The sequence below is a fragment of the Natronorubrum sediminis genome, assembly GCF_900108095.1.
Taxonomy (GTDB): domain Archaea; phylum Halobacteriota; class Halobacteria; order Halobacteriales; family Natrialbaceae; genus Natronorubrum; species Natronorubrum sediminis.
In genome coordinates, this window is sequence record NZ_FNWL01000001.1 from 409,204 (window position 1) to 429,839 (window position 20,636).

Below are 20,636 nucleotides of genomic sequence, written 5' to 3' on the forward strand. Positions count from 1 at the left end.
TCGTAAACGAACCGAATGAGCAACCACGGAGGCACACCGGTCGACGACGAAGCGAACGACGATATCGCCGGTGGGCCCTCCACCGGTGGGCTGAGCCGTCGGGCCGCACTTGTGGGTGTAACAGGCCTCACGGTGGCGACGAGTGGCTGTTTGAGTCAGTTCCGGAGTATCGTCAATCGCGACGACATCGATCCGCTTTCCGTGACGATTACGACGCTCCCCGCAGACGGCGACCGGGAGACGATCCGGCTCGCTCGAGAAGTGGCAAACGCGCTCGAGGCGGCCGGAATCGAGTCGTCAATCGAGATGCGCTCGAGCGAGGAGTTTTTGCGAGCCGTTTTGATTAACCACGATTTCGACATCTACGTCGGTGAACATCCGGGTGGCACCGATCCGGACTTTCTCTACGAAGCGCTCCACTCACAGTATGCCGACGAATCCGGCTGGCAGAACCCATTCGGCGTGACGAACCTGTTACTCGACGAGTTACTCGAGGAACAACGTGAGGCCGACGAGGACGAGCGCGAAGAGGCGGTCGAATCGATGCTCGAGGGGTTCGTGGCCGAGCAGCCGTTCGTCCCGATCTGTACGCCGACGGAACACCGCCTGGCCAGAGCAGATCGATACGACGGCTGGACGGACGGTCATCTCGCGACGCGAAGTGGCTATCTCGGACTCGATCCACTCGCTGACGAGCACAGCGAACACCTCCGAACCGTTCACACGGACGCGCGTCCGTCACAGAACCTCAACCCGTTGACGGTCGAGTACCGCTACCGTGACACCACAATGGACCTCGTCTACGACTCCCTCGCGATCGACGCCGTCTCCGGTGACGGCGAACAGACGTTCACGCCGTGGCTCGCCGAGGAGTGGGAGTGGGAAAACGAATCGACGCTCGTCGTGTCGCTTCACACCGACTGTACGTTCCACGACGGCGAATCACTCACCGCCGAGGACGTCGAGTTCACGTACGAGTTCCTCTCAGATACTGCAAATGGGGACGGGTCTGCACCTGCACCTTCCCCACGGTATCGCGGGGTGGTCAGTGCGATCGACGACGTCGAGGCGAGTGACGAACACACCCTCGAGTTCACGACCGAGTCGAACCAGACGGTCGGCGAACGCGCGCTCACGGTTCCGATCCTTCCCGAGCACATCTGGACGGACCGCGCTGAGCACGCATCTGTCCGCGGTGTCCGCGTCGCACAGGGGACGACCGATGCGGTCGTCTCGAACAACATTCCGCCGGTCGGTTCCGGGCCGTTTCAGTACGCAGATCACACCGACAGAGAACACGTGACGTTCGATCGATTTGACGACCACTTCACGCTGCGTGAGGATGTCGACCTCCCCGAACCGACCGTCGACGAACTCCGCGTGCAGATCGACCCGCGAAGCACCTCTGCGATCCAATTGATCGAAGATGGCGACGCCGACGTCACGAGTTCCGCACTCGAGACCTACGTGGTCGACGATATCGAGGAGACGGACGATGTTCAGTTACTCGAGTCGCCGTCGTGGTCGTTCTATCACCTCGGCTTCAACACCAGAAATGCACCGTTTAGCAACCCACGGTTCAGACAGTCCGTCGCGCAGTTGCTCGATAAGGCGTGGCTGACCGAGGAGGTGTTCGACGGCTACGCCGAACCGATCGCGACGCCGCTCACCGACGAGGAGTGGTTGCCCGAGGATTTCGAGTGGGACGGCGAGGATCCGGCCATGCCGTTTCTCGGAACGGACGGCGACGTCGACGTCGATGCAGCACAGGCCGCGTTCGAAGACGCCGGCTTCCGATACGGTGAGGATGGATCCCTTCGGGTGAGACACTGATGCTTGCGAACGTCCTGATTCAGTTGGCGCTGGTCGTCACGTTCATGACGCTCGTCTCGATCGCGCTCTTCGTGGGTCGATACCGACTTCGCGATACGAAAGTCGAGTGGCGAGACCGCCTCCGGGCGGCCGCCCCGGCGACCGTCCTCCTCGGTGCCGTCCTCTCGCTCAACGGACTCTCGAGGCAGTTCGTCCCCGAAATTTCGTGGCTGATCGACTGGAACCTGACGTGGGCGATCTACGACATCGAAGGCCAGTTCATCGTCTGGCTGCAGTCGCTCGAAACGCCAGCGGTGACGGCGTACTTCTCGTTCATCTACATCTACGGCTACGTTTTCTTGCTCGTGTTTCCGGTTATCGCGTACTTCGCGCTCTCGAATACGCGGCCGCTCCGAGAACTCCTGACGGCGTACACGCTGAACTACGTTCTCGGGACGGTGCTCTACATCCTCATCATCGCCTACGGGCCACGAAACATGATGCCGGAACTCGTCGACGCGTTGCTCTATGACACGTATCCGCAGTACCAACACCTCACGCGCCAGGTTAACCGAAATACGAACGTCTTCCCGTCCTTGCATACCTCCCTCGCAGCGACCGTCTCGATTCTCGCGTTCCACACGCGGTCGGTCTATCCGAAGTGGGCCGTCGTCGCCTCGATTCTGGGCCTCTCTGTCGTCATCTCGACGATGTACCTCGGCATTCACTGGGCGATCGACGTCGTCGCGGGAGTCGTCCTCGCGTACGTCTGCGTCGAACTCTCCCGCCTGCTCGTCGGCCGCTGGTCGGTTTACGAGTGGGCCGACGGTCGACTCCCATCGCTCTCGAGTATTCGCAATCGCGACTCCGACTCGTAGGCTCGAATCTGGCGTCCTGCTGTGTAGCGTTTTCCGAGGGTCTCGAGGACGACACCAGTCACTACGCGATGGGGTAGTACACGAAAATCCGCACCGACCGGGAGTGGTTAGTTGTCCTCGAGCGCGTCGGCGATCCGCTTGAGTGCGCGGGTCTGGTCGCGCATTTCGTCGCGAAGCTGACGGACCTCTTGGACGAGTTCTTCGTTGCCGGCTTCCTCGCTGCGGCCGCCTGGGCCGCCCGGACCGCCGCCCATGCCTGGTGGGCCGCCACCGCCGCCCATCATACCGCCCATCATCTGGGCGAACGGGTTGCCGCCACCGCCCATTCCGCCTGGGCCGCCTGGGCCGCCACCGCCGCCGCCGAATGGACTCTCCGGCGGTTCGCCCTCGCCTTCGCCCTCTTCAGCGCGCTTTTCGCGAATCTCTTCGACTCGCTCTCGGAAGGACTTCTCCTCTCCGTCGTCGCTGGCGTCGTTTGGTTGATCCTCGTCGGACATACCCTCGGATTCTCTATCGCCGCGGAAAAGGATTGTCATGTCTTCGATCGGGCGACAGTGTGGCCCCCTGACGGTTCGCGGCTCTACTTGTCAGATTTCACCGACTATCGACCGCGCACCTCGAGTGGACCTCCAATCGGGCTGACGAGAAGGCAATGATACAAATCCCACTCCTCCTAAGGAAAGACCAATGGGAAACGCTGCACTCCGTGACATCGCCGTGATCGAGGAGGTGCCGTTCGACGATATCGAGGGGGTCGTCGCCGTCGACGCCCACAACTGGCTCTATCGGTACCTGACGACGACGGTCAAGTGGACCTCGAGCGAAACGTACACGACCGCAGACGACACCGAAGTCGCGAATCTCGTCGGGATCGTCCAGGGCCTGCCGAAGTTCTTCGAGCACGACATCACGCCCGTAATGGTCTTCGACGGCGGCCCCTCGGAACTCAAAGAAGACGAAATCGAGTCCCGCCGTGAGCAGCGCGAAACCTACGAGGAACAACTCGAGACCGCTCGCGAGGAAGGCGATCAGGTGGCCATCGCCCAACTCGAGTCCCGAACCCAGCGACTGACGCCGACGATCCAGGAGACCAGCCGGAAGCTACTGGAACTGCTCGACGTGCCGATCGTCGAAGCCCCCGCGGAGGGCGAGGCACAGGCCGCGCACATGGTTCGACGCGGCGACGCCGACTACGTCGGCTCGGAGGACTACGACGCCTTGCTCTTTGGCTCGCCGCTGACGCTTCGCCAGCTCACGAGCAAGGGCGATCCCGAACTGATGGATCTCGAGGCGACGCTCGCACATCACGACCTCACGCTCGAACAACTGATCGACGCGGCCATCCTCATCGGGACGGACTTCAACGAAGGCGTCACGGGAATCGGGCCCAAAACGGCGATCTCGGCCATCACCGAACACGGCGATCTCTGGAGCGTCCTCGAGGCGCGAGACGCTCACGTCGAGTACGGCGACCGCGTCAGGCAGTTGTTCCGTGATCCGAACGTGACCGACGACTACGAGTTCGACCGGTCGCTGGATCCGGACCTCGAGGCGGCCCGTGACTACGTCTGCGAGGAGTGGGAAGTACACGCCGACGAAGTCGATCGCGGTTTCGAACGGATCGAAGAGAGCGTCAGCCAGACCGGACTCGATCGCTGGACCTGAACGACGATGCTGGCAGTGTGTCTGTCTTTCCGTGTTTCCGCCTTAGCGCGAGTGAAGCGAGTCGACGACAGACTCCACCGTCTCGATCGATAGCTCGTGTTCCGTCGCGATTTCTTCGATCGCCGCCGGACTCGGGGCCACGGGGCCGGCGTGATCGGTGTGAGCATCGTCGGACTCGAGTGGCTCGAGCTCGGTATTCCGGACGTTCAGGTTCACGGCGTCCCAGCGAGTGTAGTGACCCACCGCGTCGAAGTAGGCCTTCGTCGCACGGCGTTCGTCTCGGTCGAACTCGGCGGTGAGCAGCGCTTCCTCGTTCAGAACGGGTCCGGCTTTGACGATTCCGGCGGGGTTGACGAGCATGCTCCCGCCGGCGGCGATGTTGAGGCCGACTTCCTCGGAGACGGAGTCGAGCATGTCGTCGCTGACGTACGCCGAACTCGAGATGACGAACGACTGGGTTTCGAAGGCGTACTGACGCATCGCGGGGTACTGATCGCACGTCTCGATCGCGTCCCGGTCCGTTGCTTTCGTCTTGTTTCCGGGATGGCCGTGTTGTTCCCAGAAGCCAGGCCAGACGGCGGGGTGAATCTCCTCGCCCATCGCGGCGAGGGCACCCTTCGGGAGTGTCATGTGATTCTCGTAGCAGATGAGCCCACCCATCCGTCCGATATCGGTGTCGTGCGTATCGAGCGTCGAGGGATCGCCTCGCCCCCAAATCGCTCGCTCGCCATGTGTGGGCATGAGTTTTCGGTGGCGACGAACTAACTCGCCCGATCGGTCGAAGTAAAACAGCGAATTGTACAACGTCTCGCTTCCCGGCCGCTCTGAGAGTTCGTTCGTCCCGAGAACGACGTGGAGGTTCGCTTCGTCGATCGTCTCGCCAATGATCTCGAGTGCGTCATCTCCGACCGAGAGGCTGTTCTTCTGTAATTCGACCACGAGTTCGCTCCAGCGGCTGATCGAACAGCCACGCCAGTAGGGATAGCCCGGGAAATACGTCTCCGGGAAGACCAGCACGTCGACGTCTTGCGCTCCAGCCCGTTCGATCCACTGGCACGTCTTCTCGAGCGTTCCCTCCTTGTCATGATAGACGGGTTCGACCTGTGCGGCAGCGGCGGTGAACGTCTCTGCGACCATACACGTTCACTGATAACGTATCGCAAAAAGATGCGGGTGGAGGCGATCGCCTCCGACTCGTCACATCACTCGAGCGTGGCGGGTTCGGCTTACGGCTCGTAGTGTTCCCGGTGGACGACCCTCTCCTCGTCGCCGTCGACCGCGATTACCGTAAGACGTCGGTTCCGCTTAACGGTGGTTAGAAGAGGTGCTTCTCTTCGCCGAGGAGCTTTGCCGGGCCGCCGACGTCCCAGACGGTCGTGGAGACGCCACAGTCGGCGACGGCTTCCTCGACCTGGTCGACGTACTCCTCGGTGGTGTTGACGTAGACGCTGGCACCCGTGTCGGTCGAGAAGTAGACGGGAATATCCTCCTCCTCGCGAAGCTCTCGGACGGTGTTTAGAATCGAGAGTGTAGCTGGTTGCCAGTAGACCCAGCCGGATGGACCGGTCATCGTCGTCGCGGCCAGCGAGAGCGAGTCGTGTTCGGCGAGTTCGAAGACGGTGTCGAACTCGTTGTTTCGCAGGCCATCGCGCATTTCGGCGAGCTGGCCGTGGATGTGGGCGTTGCGTGCCTGGAACATGTGGCTGTCTGCGGCCTCGTCGTGGGCATCCTCGGTCTCCTTGTGGTACGGAACGAGCCCGACGACGATCTTGAGGTCCTCGTGGAGATCGGACGGAATACGACGGGATCGACAGTCTTCGTCGTTGAGTCCCGTGTGAAGCTGGGAGAACGCACCGGTGACGGCGCGGGAAGCGGAGGCCGATCCGACGCGGGCGATCGTCGAGATTTCTTGTCGTGATGCGTCGAGTTCCGCCGCTTCGGCGAGCGCCATCGCGGCTGCGGCGAAGCCGGAAGAAGAGGAGCCGAGCCCGACGTTCGACGGGAAGCTATTCTCGCTCTCGAGTCGAACCGGGTAGACGGTGTGGGCGGCGTCGGATTTCGAGCGCGCCTTCTCGACGACGGCCTCGACGCGCTCGTAGGCTCGCCCGTCGAGTTCCTCGCCGTCGACGACGAAGGTGTCCTCGTCGTAGTCCATCGAGAACTCGACGGTCGTGCGCGTGTGACTCGGTGCCGTACAGAGGCTGATACTGTCGTGGTAGGGAAGTCGCTTGACGTCGTCGCGCATCCCGTGATACTTTACCAGCCCCTGAATTGGGTGGGCCATGGCCGTAGCTTTCATACCCTGATAGGTGGAGGACGGCCGCTTAAAGTTCACGGCATCCGATTGATCGATCTCGATCTCTTCGGAGTAATTCTGTGGGGCACACAGCCGACCGAGAGCGGGACGTGATGAGACCTCGAGTGAGTTACGAGCCGGTGGCGTGGACTGGTATCGCGTCCAACGGTGGTCGCACCGGTCCGAATCCGAACCCCTCAAATGGTCGCTCTCGAAAGAGCGACAGCATGGGAACCCCTCTCGAGAGTCGCGAGGAACAGGCCACCGAGATCGTCGACCGTCTCGAGGAAGCGTATCCGGACTCGACGATCTCGCTTCGGTACTCGAATCGCCTCGAGTTGTTGATCGCGGTGATCCTCTCCGCACAGTGTACGGACGAGCGCGTGAACACGGAGACCGAACACCTCTTCGAGAAGTACGACGGCGCGGAAGAGTACGCAAATGCGCCCCAGGACGAACTCGCCGAAGACCTGAGCTCGATTACGTACTACAACTCCAAGGCAGGATACGTTCGTGACTCCTGTCGGACGATTCTCGAGGAACACGACGGCGAGGTACCGGATACGATGGAGGAACTGACGGAACTCTCTGGCGTCGGTCGGAAGACGGCGAACGTCGTCTTACAACACGGCCACGACGTGGTCGAAGGAATCGTCGTCGATACGCACGTGCAGCGACTCTCGAGGCGACTCGGGTTGACCGAAGAAGAACGGCCCGAGGCAATCGAACAGGAACTGATGGAACTCGTCCCCGAAGGCTACTGGCAGCAGTTTACTCACCTCTGTATCGATCACGGACGAGCGACCTGTACGGCCCGAAACCCCGACTGTAGCGACTGCGTGCTGGCTGACATCTGCCCCTCCGAGAAAGGCGACAGCGACGTCGACCTCGCCTCTGGCGACGACTGGTGACCTCCTGACGTAGCCACGGACGGGGATTTGGATCACCGGCACCGATCATCTGGTGGGGATCGGCGTCACCGGTCATCTGGTGGCCACTCCTCGACGCGCGACCGCGATTGCAACCCCAACGCCTTTTTGTCCGTTCGCCATATCTCAGGACGAGGAACTATGTCTGACAATACTGGCGAGACCGGCAAAGACGAGCACGGACGCGACGTCGAATTAACTCACGAAGACACCGACGACGAGGACGAAGAAGAACTCACGGAAGAGGAAATGGAGGCTCGCGAACGCCAGCAAGAAGAACAGCGTCGACAGGACATCGAACACAAATCCGACGACCGAGAGGACGACGCCCTCGAGCATCAGAACCCGGACAACCATCGCGACGAGGAGCCGTTCAACAGCTAATCGCACTCGAGCCCTCGCGCGTTCGTCCGCTCGCCGATTTCCCGCGGTTTCGCTCGACTTTTTTGCCCGTCACTCGGTACTCACGTCTCTCGGGTATCCGCTTGATTCCGTCTCTGCTCGCTCGTCTTCCCCCACTCACACGTCCTGTCCCTACTCACTCTGCCTCCGCTACTCGCTCGTTCGACCCAATCCGGTCGCCCGCAGTCGGGCGTTCCTGGAGTCGCAACGTTGACGGCGATCATCGGTCGCCACGGCGGGAGTACCGACGCGAGACTCGAGGTGTCGACGAATAGCGAGGAGCCACCGAACAGCGAAGAGCCGACGGACAGGTCGGGAGGCGAACGGTATTTCTGCCGTCGCTGCGAAGCCAGCATCGTGCAACTGGTCGGCTACGAGCCCCGCGGACGCGGCTCTGCAGTGGTGTTCGGTGACGGCGGGAGCGTCGAGCGACGGCCCCTCGAGCCGGGTGAAACGCTCTCGTATTCCCTCGGCACGCGTCACTGCGCCGGTACCATCGATGAGGGCGGACACGTCGCCTGCGACCGTTCTGGAACGCCGTACTGTCAGTACCACACCAGCACGTGGGTCTGTGCCCGGTGTACCGGGACGTGCCTGAAGGACGAGATGGACTGCTACGAGGAACACGCCGTCTACATCGCCGCGTTCGCCCCCGACACATTCAAAGTCGGCGTCACCAAGAGCCGCCGACTCGAGACCCGGCTTCGGGAGCAGGGTGCAGACCGTGGGGCGCACGTCCACACCGTCTCGAACGGCCGGATCGCTCGCGAACTCGAGGCCGAAATCGCGGAGTGGTTGGTCGATCGCGTTCGGACGCCCGCAAAAGTCGCGTCCCTCGCGGCTCCTGTGGAGGACGGAGCGTGGGAGGACGTGCTCGCGGCGTTCGACGTCCTCGAGCGCTTCGAGTTCGACTACGGGCTCGGACTCGAGACCCAGCCCGTACGCGAGACGCTGCTCTCTGGGACCGTTCGCGGTGTGAAGGGGCGGTTGCTCGTCCTCGAGCACAACGGAACCGAATACGCGGTGGACATGCGCGACCTCGTCGGCTACGAGGTAGATCCCGGGACGACGCGGCAGAACCTCCAGTCCTCGCTCGGCTCGTTTGGATGAGCGAGTTGGTCGTCTGGTGGGTGCTCGAGTTGCGACTCTCGATGCGGTCAGGTTTTTGAATACAGTAGTGATGAGTACGTCTGTCAGCTATTTCTTAATATTGGATGGGTCCGTACGTCATTCCTGGATAACGAGTTCGTTCGTTCCCCGATTACTAGACACGGGGATTTCCTCACCCTCCCCAGCCGACTCGCTCGCGTCCACCGGACGCTCGCTCGCCCCTCGCGAGTCGTGGCGCGTCTCGCGAGTGCTCGCCACGCCACCGCGCGCCACGGAATCGATTGTTACCGGCGGCCGCCGCGACTGGTATCGTGGCCGCGGGGAGTGTCGCGACTGGTATCGTGACCCCGGGGGCTGGCGTCGGTCTCGAGGCCGGGTGCACCGTCGTGTCGTCGGTCGTCGAGGAACGCGTGTTCGTCCGCTGAGAGCTCTCGGTCGCGAAATTCCTCGAGGCCGGACTGATAGCGCTCATCCCTGTCATCGATGTCGTCGGTGTCTTTGGCCGGGTTGGGCGAGGGATACTCGAGGACGAGTTCGGCGATGCCGGTCGTCTCACCGGTGAACGCGAAGCCACTCCGGTAGAGGGCTTCGTAGGCGAAGGGGTTGTTGACGGCGATCCGAAGCCGTTCGTAGCCGCGCTCGAGGGCGCGCTCGCGCACGAACGAGCAGAGCGCTGGGCCGATACCCTCACCTCGGTGGGCTCGTTCGACGGTGACGTACCGAAGCCAGAGGGTACTCGAGTCGGTTCGGTCTTCGTTGAACGCGACGGCAGCGACGATGTCGTCGGCTTGCTGGTCGGAATCCGGGTCGTCTCCCTCGGCGTCGATTCTGGCCACGGCCTTCCCCGTGTTCGACATGACGAACTTGCCGGCGTAGCTAAAGCGCTCGTAATCGAGTCGGAGGGTCGGACCGTCGGCTGGCCAGCCGAGTAGTTCGAACTCCACAGTAACGGGTTCCCACCGTAGCTACTAAGCTTCTGGTGGGCCGGTCGAGTGACTGTGGTTGTCGCTGCGACCATCGTTGTTTGTGCCTGTGACTGTGGTTGTGGTTGCCGGTCGAACACTTTTGGCAGGGCTCGTGGTAGGCGCGGGTATGAGTACCGAGTCCGATAACGCGGCAGCGTTCGGTATCAGTGGCGCAACCGGCTGGTTGGTCGGCGGCACAGTCGGCGGCGCACTCGGTGCCGTCGCGTTCGGCCTGCTCATGTGGTTGCTCGATCCCGCTATCGTCGAAGTGGCGATCCCCGCCGTCTACGGACTCGAGCCCGTCGGGATCGTCGGGTGGGGAATGCACATCGTCCACGGAATCGTGCTCGGTCTCATCTTCGGCGTCATCATCACTCGAGAGGCCGTCCTCGGTGTATTACTGACGGACGTCGAGACCGAGAGTCTCTCTCGAACCGGAGTCATGTTCAGGCTCGTCGGCGCTGGATTCGTCTTCGGACTCGCCGTCTGGGCGATCCTCCCGTTGCTCGTCCTTCCCGTCTGGGTCGAAACAGCAGGCGTGGGCGGCGAGATCGGCGACTTCCCGACGGACGCCGTCGAGAGTCTCGTCGGCCACCTCGTGTTCGGAACGGTCCTCGGACTCGTCTTTGCCGCCACCGTCGATCTCTACGGCCGGTCGGACGAACGGCCACTCGAGGAGTAACTCGACTCGCGTTTTCTCGATTTTACTCAAAACCGATTCCGCCGCCACTGGGTTCGGTGTTGGATTGCTCATACCAGCGTTTCGTCCGACGATCCTGGTAGGCCTCGTACGAGGACGCGCAAGTTCCCGCTGGTGGGTCTCGGTATACGTCGGTACCCCGAATTTCACGGTCGTTGCAATCGTAAGCCCGGGTTTTACTCGAGTCATGCCTGTCGATTGCTATCGAGGATTCTTCGATGACCGACAATAAAACGACCGTCGCGTCAGACTCGAGCAGTGGTCGACGAGGTGGATCCCGCAGATGAAAGCACTCACCTGGCACGGCGAACAGGACGTCCGCGTCGAGGAGGTTCCAAAACCCGAACTCGCGAATCCGACGGACGCGATTATCGAGGTGACGGCGACTGCGATCTGCGGTTCCGACCTCCTCCTCTACAACGGGTACATGCCCGGTATGCGCGAGGGCGACGTGCTCGGGCACGAGCCAATGGGTGAGGTAGTCGAAGTCGGCCGCGACGTCGAAACGCTCGAGGTCGGCGACCGCGTCGTCGTCCCGTTCACGATTAGCTGTGGCTCGTGTTGGTTCTGTGGAAACGACATGTTCTCGCTCTGTGACAACTCGAACCCGAACGCCGAACTGGCGAGCAAAGTGATGGGTCACTCGCCGGCCGGCCTCCTCGGGTTCTCACATCTCTTAGGAGGATACGCCGGGGGGCAGGCAGAGTACCTTCGGGTTCCCTACGCCGACGTCGGTCCAATTACGATCGACTCGGATCTGCCGGACGAGCAGGTTCTCTTCCTTTCCGACATCTTCCCAACGGGGTACATGGCCGCCGAGAACGCCGACATCGAGGACGGCGACACCGTCGCCGTCTGGGGGTGTGGTCCAGTGGGTCAGTTCGCCATCCAGAGCGCCTGGATGTTCGGTGCGAATCAGGTCGTGGCGATCGACCGCGTTCAGGAGCGCTTGGACATGGCGAACGATCACGGCGATGCCGTGACCATTAATTTCGAACACGAGGACGTCTACGACCGACTGCAGAGCCTCACCGGCGGCCGGGGTCCGGACCGGTGTATCGACGCCGTCGGCACGGAAGCCCACGGCACCGGCCTCGAGGGAGTAACTGACCAGGTCAAGCAGGAAATGCACCTTCAGGACGACCGTCCGTACGTTCTCCGCGAAGCAATCAAGTGTTGTCGAAAGGGCGGGACGCTCTCGGTCCCCGGCGTCTACATCAGGGAATCGGACAACATCCCTTTCGGTCCGCTGATGAACAAGGCCCTGACGGTGAAATCCGGACAAACCCACGTCCAACACTACCTCGATCCCCTCCTCGAGAAAATCGAAGACGGCGAGATCGATCCCTCGTTCGTCATTACGCATCAAACGTCGCTCGAGGACGGCCCCGATATGTACGAGACGTTCAACGACAAGGACGACGACTGTATCAAGGTCGTGATGACTCCCTGAGCGAGAGCCTTCGGTGAGAGTGGCTCGAACAATATTTTACGCTCGCGAATTTGGCTCGCGTGAAAATATGCGCGGACCGGGATTTGAACGACGCGAAGACGGTTGCACTCGCTTCGCTCGTGCACTGCGACTTCTCTACTTCAAACCCCTCGAGCGAATTCTGCTGCTCGCGGTGTTGCTCGTAGCAGAAGTGCGCGGACCGGGATTTGAACCCGGGCCATGAGCTTGGAAGGCTCAGGTCCTACCACTAGACCATCCGCGCGCAGTCTGCTATTCTGGTTCGGTGTTTAAGGCGCTTCCGTTTTCGACTACTCGCCTCGAGTCCGGCGTTTTTCCCACCATACCCTCCAAACTCGGCCGTCTCAAAACCTCATTCGTCGAGATCTGATTCAGAACCTGCGACCGTCGCATAACAGTTCCCACTCGAGAGTTCCCACTCGAGGACGTCGAGGTCGCTCGCCTCGAGGTCAGCGTCGAACTCGTCGGGAGCGTAGATGTGATAGAATCGGTCGACGGTTTCCCCGCCGGGAAGCGTCCACTCGATGGTCGTATCGAAGCCGTCGGTTTCGTCGAATTTATCGTGAGCGGTCGACCACGCGCTGATCAGTGCTCTCCCGTCGGGGTCGAGGACGCGCGCCAATTCGTCGAGACTCGCCTGCCGGGCCCGTTGGGTTGGAAGGTGGTGAAGCGTCGCGACGTAAACGGCGATGTCGACGGTGTTAGTAGCTAGGGGGAGCGTCGCAGCATCTCCCTGACAGAGTGCGACCTCGAATCCACGTTCGTGTGCACGCTCGCGGCCAGTCTCGAGGAGGCCAGCACTAGCGTCGAGGCCGACGACGGTCTCGCAAGTATCGACGAGCAACTCGGCGTGCCGGCAGTTGCCACAGCCGAGGTCGAGACCGACTCGAGTACCGGAGCGTGAGTTCGACGCCGCGTGCGCGTCGACGAACGATTCGACCTCCGGCCAGGCGTACTCTCTGGTCGACGCGAAGTGAGTCGCAATCTCGTCGTACGTATCCCGGACGTCGGCACGACGCGCGAGGTCGTCCGTCGTCGGTGGGTCCTGCTGGTCGGCCATCGTCGATCATTCGTCGTGGAACGCGCAAAAAGCGTTCGCACTCCTCGGTAAGGAAGTCGTCAGTTTCCCTCAGCGCCACCGTACACATCAGGTGTATGTCATCATACTATCGCCGCAAAGCTCGGTTCCTGTCACCTGCGGGTACCGTGCGAATAGAATCGTCACGAAACGAATCTCGTTAGTGTACGGATATCCGATTGGTGTGCGTTACGTTGATACGGTGTGAGTCCGAATCAGTGAGTACGGAATGAGGCGCGAGCACTTCACAGTAACTGTCAGCAATATCGAGTGGGCCGAGACCAACGGCGAGCCACGGAAACCTGAAGTATCGATCGACGTCACTGGCTCGACGACGATGCTCCGCGAGCGCCTTACAGGGCCCGACGGCGAACTCCTCGATGCCGGTGAAACCGACGTCTCCCTTCGGCTTCAGGCGCCACTGGACACCGACACGACAGGCGTAATCAGCGTTGCAAATCGTGTCACTGGCGAGTTCGTCCTCGAGCTCAACGAAACCGCCGAGAACGTGCTGACGTTTATCCAGGCGGCCCGGAGTTACGGTGAGAGCGAGACGGAAGACGACGGTCGGTACGAAGTTGAACTCCTCCTCGAGGGTGAGCAGTTCGTTACCTACGACAAACAGACCTTTCTGGTCTACGACGTCGACGGGAATCTCATGCGTCAACACAGCCTGATTCCGAGTGGCGTCGAACTCTAATCTGGGTTCACCGAGATAGCCCTCGAGTATCTGTTCGGTTTGCTAGACGTCTTTCCTCTACAACGCTGGAAGCGACCGGCAGGTATAAGTGTTTTAGGGGAGCCTAAATAGAATAGACGCCGAGAGACGGCGGAGGCGATCAATGGCGAACGGACAACTACTCACGACGGCGGCCGAGGAACAAGTTCCGGAGTCACACGCCCATGATGTGGTTCTCCAGCTCGATAGCGTCGCGAAACACTACGGCAGTGAAGCGGTCATTCCGGACCTCTCGTTGTCAGTTCGCGACGGTGAAATTCTCACGTTGCTCGGCCCATCTGGCTGTGGAAAAACGACGACACTCCGTCTTATTGCTGGCCTCGAGCGACCCGATACCGGGACGATCCAGCTTCGCAACGACGACGTTGCTGGCAACGGCAGATTCGTCCCACCGGAAGAACGCGGCGTCGGGGTCGTGTTTCAAGAGTTCGCCTTGTTCCCCCACCTGAGCGCCCGTGAAAACGTCGCATTCGGCCTACAGGAGTGGCCGGAAGACGAACGCGACGCTCGAGTCGAAGAACTCCTCGACCTCGTTGGCCTCGAGTCACAGGGTGAGAGTTATCCGGACGAGCTCTCGGGCGGCCAACAACAGCGAATCGCGCTCGCCCGGTCGCTCGCCCCGGAACCGGCGATGTTGCTACTCGATGAACCCTTCTCGAATCTCGACGTCGACTTGCGCGTCGAAATGCGAGAGGAGGTTCGTCGGATCATCAAAGAAGCCGGTGTCACTGCGGTTTCGGTCACGCACGATCAAGAAGAGGCGCTGTCGATTTCCGACCGCGTCGCCGTGATGAACGACGGCGATGTCGAACAGATAGATACGCCCCAGCAGGTGTTCCAGCAACCCGAATCCCGCTTTGTAGCGGGCTTTCTCGGACACGCGAGTTTCCTCTCGGGTGACGTTCACGGTGATAGCGTCGACACGGCACTCGGTCGAGTCCTCCGCGACGACGTTAACGGACTCGCAGAGCAATACGACAGCACCAGTATCGACTTACTCGTTCGACCCGACGACGTCACGGCATTTCCGGCGTCCGGGTCGGAAGCCAACGGTCACGTCGTCTATCGACGGTATCTCGGGCCGACAGTGCTCTACCGCGTCGAACTCGACTCCGGTGAGACGATCGAGTGCATGCACAACCACTCGGATCGAATCGTCTTAGACGAACGCGTCGCCGTTCGCGTCACCGCCGACCACGAACTCGCGTGGTTCCCCGCTAACCAGCGGACGAAGACAGAGACGACCACAACAGAGTAACTCGCGTACGGACTGTTCTCGAGACGCCGTCCACATCGACCCGATCTCGTCGAACAACCACCGCTGTCGGGTGGATTAAGCTTCCGTAGTGGCTTGTATCGGTGTTGCACACAACGTTTATGCCGAAACCGTTCGTACGCCACACCATGCATAAAGACGAACTCCTCGAGCTCCACGAAGAACTCGTCGTGATTATGGAGTATTTCTCCCAGCGGGAGGACGTCGACGAAGAACTGTTCGACCCGTACCATCAACTCGACGTCGACCCCTCACACGTCCACAAATCCAAAAGTGAGCACAAACACGCCGTATTCGTACTCGGCAACGCCCTCGCGAAGGGAATGAGCGAAGACGAGTTCTCGAGTGCCGGTCGAATTGGCAAACGAATGAAGGAATTAGCCGACGACGCCGAGTCGAAAATATAGCAACGAGACAGGCGAAACGTATTTAGTGTACTTCTTGTTTGTTGAACTATGGAACCGCGCACGAAAGAGCGCGCCGAACAATGGGATTCTCGCCCGTTCAGCGGCGGATACGACGGCCTCTCCGATCTCGCCTCGAGTGATTTCTCGGGCGCCGTCGTCAGCGCCGGAACGTGGCTGTTCATGCTCAACGGTCGCATCGTCGGCGTCATCGACGGAGAACTCGAGTCGTTCGAAGCCGCCTCAGGGACGATCTACGACGCACCACACCCCGCGTTGCCGTTGCTCTGTACGATGGAAGAGACGGGCGGAGAGACACGAGCGAGGTACTATACCAACAAAACTCCGCTTCGAGAGGTCGACGAAACGTTACAGCGTAATTCGTTCACCGGCTACGTCGAACTCAGCGAAAACGTTCTGAGTGGCGACTACTACGCCGTCTACTACGGCGGTCGCCGGATGGCAGCCGCCTACATCGGCAACGCCGAACGGTTGCTCACCGGCGAAGAAGCGTTCGAACGGGCCGACGACGAGGTCGGGATTTACGAGGTCCGAGACGTCGAAATCGACGTCGCTGACGTTCCCGGACGGACACCTGATGACGCCAGTACAAAGACACAGGCAAGTTCCGAACCTGTCCCCGAGACCGAGACGACTTCTGCCCCTAAGACCGAGCCGACTGCTTCCTCGAGCCACGAACACACGAGCGACTCGGAACCTCCCGCTCCGGAGACGCCAGACGTGCAGGATGACTCGGCGGACGACGCATCGACCACCCCTTCGTCGTCCCCAATCGAGTCGATCGACATCGCGGAATCGACGGCGGAGCCAGACGATCGAACGCCGAGGGGGCGGTCGATCGAAGATATCGCACTCGAGGAAACGCTGGGCGATGAGACGCCTGCCGATGCGTCCAACGCGGCGGATCACGCCGACGCCTCGACGCCGACTGAAACCGAGGAGATCGATCTCGAGTCGGCTCCCAGTGGCATCACTTCCTCGAGCGTCGAGACGCACACGTACTCGGATCCGGAAGACCAGTCGGTAACCGAATCGAACGAACAATCACCGACCGAACCGGACACCGGAGTACCGGCCGAGCACTCAACTGAGACTCCTGGGGACGGAATCGACCCCTCGCCGTCTGCTGATCGACAGCCCCGAGAGTCGACGCCGAAGACGACGGAGACCCAATCTGCTGTGTCGACCGAGACGGCCGACGAACCAGAGGACGAGTCGAGTGCTGATGGAAACGCTGATACGTCCGATCCAGGACCAGACCTCGCCGAGGTCGAAGCTGCCGCAGAACAGTTAGAGCAGAACGATATTTCCTGGACGGAAGACGACGTCGACGCCACGACTGAAGAAACTGAGACAGCAGAAAACGACGAGCGCTTCGATGAAGAAGAACAGTGGCGGGAAACGCGGAATATTCCGTCGATCGACCCCGAGAACACGCAGAAACCGACGACAACTGCCGAGGCTGCGACGCACACCGACCCTGATTCGAGGTCGGCCGCGTCCCAGTCGTCGACGGACGCGACGACCGCACAATCGACGACGCAGAGAGAAACACAACGACAACGTACGACTCCAAGCGAGTCAGCGCCCGGTCGACGGGAGCCCACTCCCTCGAGTCAGGAGCAAGACGGTCGTGTCGCAGATCTCACCGAACAGGTCGAGTCCCTCGAGGACCAACGCGACGCACTCGTCAGGAAGTACGAGGAGTTAGAAGCTGACCGGGACAGACTCAAATCCGAAAACGAGGAGCTTTCCTCGACGGTCGAGCGCTTGCAGGCCCGAATCGACGATCTCGAGCAGTCCCTACAGCAGGCGCGCGAGACGCAGGCTCCGAGCCCCGCAGAGACGGATTCGACGCCAACACGAACCGAACTGTCGCGCCAGCGAGCGCTTTCCGACACGAACCTCTTCGTTCGATACGCCTCGAAGAGTCAACCGACGCTCGATACGGCTCACGACGCGAACGCCGATCGGAGCGAGGTCGCTTCGAATCTGCGTCTCGAGCATCATACGGGGTTCGATGCCGCCGATGTCGCAGTCGATGGAGAGCCATTCGAGGACTTTCTGACCGGGACGATGGAACACCAGTTTGTCACGTGGTTGACCGAAACGGTGCTCTACGAGGTTCGAGACACCGGAAAGGCTGACGCGCTCGCCGATCTCTACGACGCAATTCCGCGAATCGATCGCGCGGAGCTGGGTGCGTCGATCTCGCTCGCCGACGACGAGACTGAACACGTTCCCGACGAGGTTACGTTCGACGTCGTCGCGTTCGACAAGATGGGCAATCCACTCGTCGTCGCGAACCTCAACGACTCGCGCCAGCCCGCAACGCAGGGAATGCTCGAGGAGATGGAAGAAGCCGCCTCGGCAGTCAAGGCGAACTATCAGACGCTCGCGGCGGCGATGGTCATCACCTCGAGTTACTTCGAACCGGGCGCACTCGAGGTCACCGAACGAGCGACCGGAGGAGGGTTCCTCAGCCGCGGTTCGAAGCTGAGTTACGTCTCACTCTCGCGAAAACAGGGGTATCACCTCTGTCTCGTCGAGGCTCGCTCGGAAGGCTTCCATATGAACGTCCCCGAGTTGTAGTCCGGTCTCGGTCGCTTTTTTCGAGTGACGTGTTCGTACTGAATCACGAGTCGTGGCCAGCGATAACCATCTTCGACAGGAGTAAAAACTGCGATTCGACTGCTCGGGGACGGTTTTCCCGTTGCTCCCCCCTCAGGGCGACTCGAGTGAAACGGGTGTTCGAGTCAGGTGGTCGGGAGAGAGATTAGCCTTCGATCTCGGCGACGTCTTCGATCTTCATGCCGTCGAGTTTGTCGATGATGTCGTCGAGTTTCCCGTCGAGTTCGTCGACGAACTCGGCCGTTCGCTCCGTCTTGATCGCACCCTGGCTGGAGGGCTCGATGAGGTTTTCTTCCTCGAGGACGCGCAGCGAGTAGCGGACCTTGTGGTGGGGGTACCCGGTCTCGTTCGACATCTTGACGATCCCGATCGGTTCGTTCTCGATAACCATCTTCAGGACCTGCAGATGTCGTTCCAACATATCCACTTCCTTCTCAAGTCGGTCTATCATGGCATTTGTTAACTTGTCGTTGTTCCTTTTAAAAGTTACTCTCGGAGATTGACTTCCCCACTCTCAACCTGATGTTCGTTTCTGGCAGTAGTTAACCGTTCCGTTCTCGAGACGGTCGAATGCGCGTATATTCACCCTCTCGGCAGCGGCCGCGAGTGAGAGCGTCTACAGAGAGATATCCAACAGTGATCGTGTCGATTGTCGATTGTCGATTGTCGATTGTCGATTGCCAGGCAATCGGCGCTCGAGTGGCAAAGTTCTGTTCCTCTCGCGGAGTTGTTTTTATATCCCCTCACGAAGGACCAAGTTCGGATTGGTCAATTATACCCACGTGTGTGTATATATTAGGTGGAACGGCTCATCCAGACCGTAATCTGTTTATCGGATCGGCAAGAATCCGCCGCTGTTATGACCGTCACAATCGTCGGGTCCCAACTCGGCGACGAAGGCAAGGGTGGCGTCGTCGACCTGTATGGCGACGCTGCCGATGTCGTCGCCCGGTATCAGGGCGGAGACAACGCCGGGCATACCGTCGTTCACGACGGTGAGAAGTACAAGCTATCGCTCGTTCCCTCGGGCGCCGTCAGAGGGAAAGTCGGCGTCCTCGGCAACGGCTGTGTCGTCAACCCCGAAACGCTGTTCGACGAGATCGACACGCTCCGCGAGCGCGGGCTCGAACCCGACGTGCGCGTCGCCGAGCGCGCGCACGTTATTCTCCCCTATCACCGCGCGCTCGATGGAATCGAAGAAGCGGAGAAAGAAGACCTCGCCGCCGGCACGACCAAACGCGGTATCGGGCCGACCTACGAGGACAAAGCGGGACGTCGCGGCGTTCGAATCGGCGACCTGCTCGACCCCGACGTGCTCCGCGAGCGACTCGAGTACGTCGTGCCACAGAAGAAAGCCCTCGCAGAAGAGGTCTTCGACAAGGAGACCGGCGAGGAGTTCGACATCGACGCACTCTACGAGACCTACCGCGAGTACGGCGAGCGCCTCGAAAACGAAGACATGACCGTCGATTGCGGAAGCTTCTTGCAAGCACGAATCGACGACGGCGACAACGTCATGCTCGAGGGTGCACAGGGAACGTCACTCGACATCGACCACGGCGTCTATCCCTACGTGACGTCCTCGAACCCGACAGCGGGCGGGGCGACCGTCGGCACCGGACTCGGACCGACCGTCGTCGGCGACGGTGAGGTCGTCGGCATCGTCAAGGCGTACCTCTCCCGAGTCGGCACCGGTCCGCTTCCAACCGAACTCGGCGGCGTCGCGGATCAGACGCCAGCGTACGACGCGGACGACGGTGCTGGGGAAGCCGAAGAAGAACTCGCGACCTACATCCGCGACGAGGGCGGCGAGTACGGGACCGTCACCGGTCGTCCACGGCGCGTCGGCTGGCTCGACATGCCGATGCTTCGCCACGCTGCTCGCGCGAACGGCTTTACCGGGTTGACGATCAACCACATCGACGTCCTGGCTGGACTCGAGGAAGTGAAAGTTGGCCACTCCTACGAGTTCGACGGAGAGGAAATCTTCACGATGCCCCCAACTACCGAGCAGTGGGGCCGCTGTGAGGCGACCTTCAAAACCTTCGATGGCTGGTCTGAGGTGGACTGGGCCGAGGTTGCAGCGGAGGGCTACGACGCCGTTCCCGACAACGCACAAACGTACCTCGAGTACATCAGCGATGAACTCGACACGCCGATTTACGCGATCGGTGTCGGTCCCGGCCGCGAGGAGACCGTCATCGTCGAGAACCCATACGACAGTCAGTAGCACGTCCCACTGACGACGAGTTCGGGTTC

The 20,636-nt window shown here is 61.0% G+C and carries 19 protein-coding genes and 1 tRNA gene; 13 read left to right on the top strand and 7 right to left on the bottom strand.

Annotated features, from left to right (window positions below):
* The first annotated feature begins 15 nt into the window (after positions 1 to 15).
* Entirely contained in the window at positions 16 to 1,833 is a 1,818-nt protein-coding gene (locus BLW62_RS02045) for an ABC transporter substrate-binding protein (RefSeq protein WP_090504478.1), read from the top strand.
* Positions 1,833 to 2,690 carry a phosphatase PAP2 family protein gene (locus tag BLW62_RS02050; RefSeq protein WP_090504481.1) on the top strand — a complete coding sequence of 286 codons (858 nt, stop codon included), beginning with the start codon at positions 1,833 to 1,835 and terminating at the stop codon, positions 2,688 to 2,690. Before BLW62_RS02045 ends, BLW62_RS02050 begins: the two co-directional genes overlap by 1 nt.
* Before the next feature lie 107 nt (positions 2,691 to 2,797).
* Here BLW62_RS02050 and BLW62_RS02055 read toward each other — a convergent pair whose 3' ends face one another.
* Positions 2,798 to 3,187 (bottom strand): hypothetical protein, encoded by a 390-nt coding sequence (locus BLW62_RS02055; protein WP_090506380.1) that lies wholly within the window; start codon positions 3,185 to 3,187, stop codon positions 2,798 to 2,800.
* 190 nt (positions 3,188 to 3,377) lie between these two features.
* Between BLW62_RS02055 and fen the strand changes: the two genes are divergently transcribed.
* The gene (fen, locus tag BLW62_RS02060; protein ID WP_090504484.1) at positions 3,378 to 4,355 is read left to right on the top strand and encodes a flap endonuclease-1; all 978 of its coding nucleotides are present in this window, start codon (positions 3,378 to 3,380) and stop codon (positions 4,353 to 4,355) included.
* A gap of 42 nt (positions 4,356 to 4,397) precedes the next feature.
* On the opposite strand, the gene BLW62_RS02065 is transcribed toward fen, so the two are convergent.
* Together BLW62_RS02065 and mvaD are read right to left on the bottom strand one after the other, a co-directional pair.
* Complete coding sequence (locus tag BLW62_RS02065) at positions 4,398 to 5,492, bottom strand: carbon-nitrogen hydrolase family protein (protein ID WP_090504487.1); 1,095 nt, start codon at positions 5,490 to 5,492, stop codon at positions 4,398 to 4,400.
* Positions 5,493 to 5,670: 178 nt separating this feature from the next.
* The gene (gene mvaD, locus BLW62_RS02070; protein ID WP_090504489.1) at positions 5,671 to 6,654 is read right to left on the bottom strand and encodes a phosphomevalonate decarboxylase MvaD; all 984 of its coding nucleotides are present in this window, start codon (positions 6,652 to 6,654) and stop codon (positions 5,671 to 5,673) included.
* 224 nt (positions 6,655 to 6,878) lie between these two features.
* Between mvaD and nth the strand changes: the two genes are divergently transcribed.
* The 3 genes from nth to BLW62_RS02085 all read left to right on the top strand — a co-directional run bounded on the left by nth (position 6,879) and on the right by BLW62_RS02085 (position 9,092).
* Complete coding sequence (nth, locus tag BLW62_RS02075) at positions 6,879 to 7,562, top strand: endonuclease III (RefSeq protein WP_090504492.1); 684 nt, start codon at positions 6,879 to 6,881, stop codon at positions 7,560 to 7,562.
* Positions 7,563 to 7,721: 159 nt separating this feature from the next.
* Positions 7,722 to 7,964: a hypothetical protein gene (locus BLW62_RS02080; RefSeq protein ID WP_076578454.1), complete on the top strand. Its 243-nt coding sequence runs from the start codon at positions 7,722 to 7,724 to the stop codon at positions 7,962 to 7,964.
* 375 nt (positions 7,965 to 8,339) lie between these two features.
* Positions 8,340 to 9,092: a DUF2797 domain-containing protein gene (locus tag BLW62_RS02085; RefSeq protein WP_090506381.1), complete on the top strand. Its 753-nt coding sequence runs from the start codon at positions 8,340 to 8,342 to the stop codon at positions 9,090 to 9,092.
* Positions 9,093 to 9,376: 284 nt separating this feature from the next.
* Here the strand turns inward: BLW62_RS02085 and BLW62_RS02090 are convergent, their stop codons facing one another.
* The gene (locus BLW62_RS02090; RefSeq protein ID WP_090504495.1) at positions 9,377 to 10,036 is read right to left on the bottom strand and encodes a GNAT family N-acetyltransferase; all 660 of its coding nucleotides are present in this window, start codon (positions 10,034 to 10,036) and stop codon (positions 9,377 to 9,379) included.
* A 148-nt stretch (positions 10,037 to 10,184) separates the two neighbouring features.
* On the opposite strand from BLW62_RS02090, the gene BLW62_RS02095 reads away from it, so the two are divergent.
* Both BLW62_RS02095 and BLW62_RS02100 read left to right on the top strand, forming a co-directional pair.
* Complete coding sequence (locus BLW62_RS02095; RefSeq protein WP_090504498.1) at positions 10,185 to 10,739, top strand: hypothetical protein; 555 nt, start codon at positions 10,185 to 10,187, stop codon at positions 10,737 to 10,739.
* Positions 10,740 to 11,040: 301 nt separating this feature from the next.
* The gene (locus BLW62_RS02100) at positions 11,041 to 12,210 is read left to right on the top strand and encodes a zinc-dependent alcohol dehydrogenase (protein ID WP_090504501.1); all 1,170 of its coding nucleotides are present in this window, start codon (positions 11,041 to 11,043) and stop codon (positions 12,208 to 12,210) included.
* Positions 12,211 to 12,401: 191 nt separating this feature from the next.
* On the opposite strand, the gene BLW62_RS02105 is transcribed toward BLW62_RS02100, so the two are convergent.
* Positions 12,402 to 12,472 (bottom strand) — tRNA-Gly (locus BLW62_RS02105).
* A 108-nt stretch (positions 12,473 to 12,580) separates the two neighbouring features.
* Positions 12,581 to 13,288, bottom strand: coding sequence for a class I SAM-dependent methyltransferase (locus BLW62_RS02110; RefSeq protein WP_090504503.1), 708 nt, complete (start codon positions 13,286 to 13,288; stop codon positions 12,581 to 12,583).
* Between the two features lie 247 nt (positions 13,289 to 13,535).
* On the opposite strand from BLW62_RS02110, the gene BLW62_RS02115 reads away from it, so the two are divergent.
* From BLW62_RS02115 to BLW62_RS02130, 4 genes are all read left to right on the top strand, one after another.
* Complete coding sequence (locus BLW62_RS02115) at positions 13,536 to 14,006, top strand: DUF5793 family protein (protein WP_090504505.1); 471 nt, start codon at positions 13,536 to 13,538, stop codon at positions 14,004 to 14,006.
* 142 nt (positions 14,007 to 14,148) lie between these two features.
* Entirely contained in the window at positions 14,149 to 15,303 is a 1,155-nt protein-coding gene (locus BLW62_RS02120) for an ABC transporter ATP-binding protein (RefSeq protein ID WP_090504508.1), read from the top strand.
* Positions 15,304 to 15,449: 146 nt separating this feature from the next.
* The gene (locus BLW62_RS02125; protein ID WP_076580139.1) at positions 15,450 to 15,728 is read left to right on the top strand and encodes a UPF0058 family protein; all 279 of its coding nucleotides are present in this window, start codon (positions 15,450 to 15,452) and stop codon (positions 15,726 to 15,728) included.
* Positions 15,729 to 15,776: 48 nt separating this feature from the next.
* Positions 15,777 to 18,338, top strand: coding sequence for a DUF7527 domain-containing protein (locus BLW62_RS02130; RefSeq protein WP_090504511.1), 2,562 nt, complete (start codon positions 15,777 to 15,779; stop codon positions 18,336 to 18,338).
* Between the two features lie 184 nt (positions 18,339 to 18,522).
* On the opposite strand, the gene BLW62_RS02135 is transcribed toward BLW62_RS02130, so the two are convergent.
* Entirely contained in the window at positions 18,523 to 18,828 is a 306-nt protein-coding gene (locus tag BLW62_RS02135; protein ID WP_076578478.1) for a hypothetical protein, read from the bottom strand.
* A 408-nt stretch (positions 18,829 to 19,236) separates the two neighbouring features.
* Between BLW62_RS02135 and BLW62_RS02140 the strand changes: the two genes are divergently transcribed.
* Positions 19,237 to 20,607: an adenylosuccinate synthase gene (locus BLW62_RS02140; protein WP_090504514.1), complete on the top strand. Its 1,371-nt coding sequence runs from the start codon at positions 19,237 to 19,239 to the stop codon at positions 20,605 to 20,607.
* Positions 20,608 to 20,636: the final 29 nt, after the last annotated feature.